2 protein-coding genes are annotated in these 2,533 nt (G+C 57.4%); both read left to right on the top strand.

The features are described 5' to 3' along the window. On the top strand, positions 1-187 hold a 187-nt coding region (locus tag ACXJ7R_RS29865), incomplete at its 5' end, for a hypothetical protein (protein WP_457154962.1). 100 nt (positions 188-287) lie between these two features. Continuing rightward, positions 288-1,403: an NAD-dependent epimerase/dehydratase family protein gene (locus tag ACXJ7R_RS29860; protein WP_457154961.1), complete on the top strand. Its 1,116-nt coding sequence runs from the start codon at positions 288-290 to the stop codon at positions 1,401-1,403. Positions 1,404-2,533 lie beyond the last annotated feature (1,130 nt).

Here is a 2,533-nt window from a genome sequence, read left to right as displayed (position 1 = left end):
TTCGAGAGCAGCTGGATCAGAGATCACGGGTCCGATTTATCAAGGGCACGCCCTGCTGCTCTGCGCCCTTGATCGGAACGAACCGCATTTGACGCCCGCTGCACTCCGCAGATCGCTCCACCAGCAGAACGCCCGACGCTTCAATGAAATCAATCTGTCAAACCAATATGGTTTGACGCATTGTTGAAGTCAGGGTACGGACACCTGCCCATCAAGAATTGCGGTTCACTATTCTGGTTTCCCGCAATCGCAGTTAATCGTGTTCGGGAGCGGCAGAGCATATCCTTATGTCTTCTAAAGCAGAAAAGCCTATCGACGTCGAACGACATCTGATTCTTGGTGGAGGCGGTTTCATTGGCCAGCATGTTGCTGCAATCCTGGTGCGAAGTGGGCATGAAGTCGTTCTAGCCGGGCGCTCGCTTTCGAAACCGACATTTACTCCTGCACTTGACGAGCGAATCACATGGCGCAGTTTCGACCTTGCCAACGCGCAATGGGACAGCCTGATCGACGGGGTCACCGTCATTCACCATTATGCTTGGTCATCCGTCCCCGCCAGCGCCAACAACGATCCCACCCTTGATCTGTCGACCAATGTCGCGCCAACGCTGGGTTTGCTGGAGGCGCTTCGAAAAAAAGGCGCGCAGGCGCCAAGGCTGATCTTCGCTTCGTCCGGCGGTACGGTTTACGGCAAACTGCTGCGCGTTCCGGTGCATGAAGACCACCGTTTGAACCCTATTACCGCCTACGGCGCTGGCAAAGCCGCTGTTGAACTGTATCTGGGTACCTATCGAGCTCTCTACGGACTCGATTGTCGTGTCGCACGTCTGGCCAATCCTTTTGGAGCGGGGCAGAATTTGGCAAGAGGCCAGGGTGCGGTAACGACGTTTCTACACCACGCATTGTCGCAGCAGCCAATAATCGTCTGGGGCGATGGCGAAGTCGTGCGTGATTTCCTTCACATCTCCGATGCTGCGGCAGGCCTGGTTGCACTGTCACGCGCAGCACCGCTCGACAGCCATCATGTATTCAACATCGGCAGTGGCGAGGGCGTCAGCCTTAACGGGGTCATTGCCGAACTTGAATCAAAACTCTCCCATAGATTGGACGTTCGCTATGAGCGCGGTCGGAAATTCGATGTTCCAGTGAGCGTGCTCGATATTTCGCTCATTCGGGAGACGMTGGGGTGGCGACCTGCYCTCTCCTTTTCYGAAGGCTTGAGCCAAACACTCGCCGATCTAGGTGGTAGCGTAATWCATCGTGACAGGTCAGCGGTAGGTGGCGCSGCASATTRGACCAGTGAGRGGAATTGGYGACAATCAAATGGGAGARATATTCGAACGGGTCCTGCCGCGGCAAGCAGAGTSGACCSKYGAACGGYTGACAACCGCTACGGCGAATGAGGCGGAGGTCGAGCAGTCGGGGCGGCGTGTTGACATTGAGGAGCCGCTGGGCACCTCCGGACCTGCTAGGGACAAACAGCACCCCACCGGGACCTTTGATGCGACGGCGACCGAAATTCAGTCTTCGGCGTCGGCACGCTCGGCTGAACTCGAGCGACTGCGGTTCCAGTTGGCGCAAGTACGCTCCGAACTCGCTGCGGCAGTCGTGCAGCGAGACGTGTTGAGAACGTCGTTCCGGGRCCACGCCAASCTCCTCACTGAATCGCGTCTCAGACAAGATGCCGAGGCCAAAGAACTGCGACAGCGAAAYGCYGAATGCGAAGGCCGGATTGCRGAGTTGGAGCGMAAGGCTGCCGAATGGGAGCAACGCTACTTGGGCCTGCGCAACCGCCTCGAGGCCATTCTGAGACGCTTTGGGATACTTGGCGCGTCGCGGCTCTTTCCTCGCCCCCTCCGCGCCTTTGTCCGTAATCGTGTCCTTGGACCGGGACGCACACCATGAATAGTCGCGAGAGYGTAATGGCTGATGAAATTCGCCGTGAATTCGTCGCTATGCTGGAAATGACGGGGTTCGTAGATGCCGACTATTACCGTTCCTCCCTTAACCGGCCGGAACTGCGGGATCCGGTGGGGCACTATGCCGAAATCGGCTGGCGGATTGGATTGGAGCCAAATGCGCGATTCAACGGCGATTTCYTGMGTCCCTTCTACGAGACGGYAGGGATGTTCAAGCCGCCTGCTTATGTCTGGCTGGAACTTTCGGCTCTRGGGGAACCGCTGCCCGCGAACAAAYATGAAGCCGAAGAACTTGCYGCAGCCTTCCGACGGTCGCCGTGYTTCGATGCTGAATTYTACGCYGASCGTTTGCCCGCCGGTATGGACCCAGCRTTRCACTATGCAGTGGTCGGYGAGCCRMTGGGCTGGCRCGCATCGCCTYTKTTTGATKCGGCTTATTATCGGGARYGTTATCCWGACGTCRCGAGCGYCGGGGTTTCGCCTTTACTGCATTACCAGCACGATGGCAGGCGCGAAGGTCGGCGAGGAGTTTCCGTCGTYGAYAGGYTASAGTTTTYGCCCTTGCCGCAGTCSGAAAAGCCGGTTGTGCTTYTGATTTCGCATGAGGTTTCGAG

The organism is Mesorhizobium sp. P5_C1, assembly GCF_054049815.1.
Note: the sequence above shows the minus strand (reverse complement) of the source record. Positions and strands in the feature narration are given on the sequence as shown.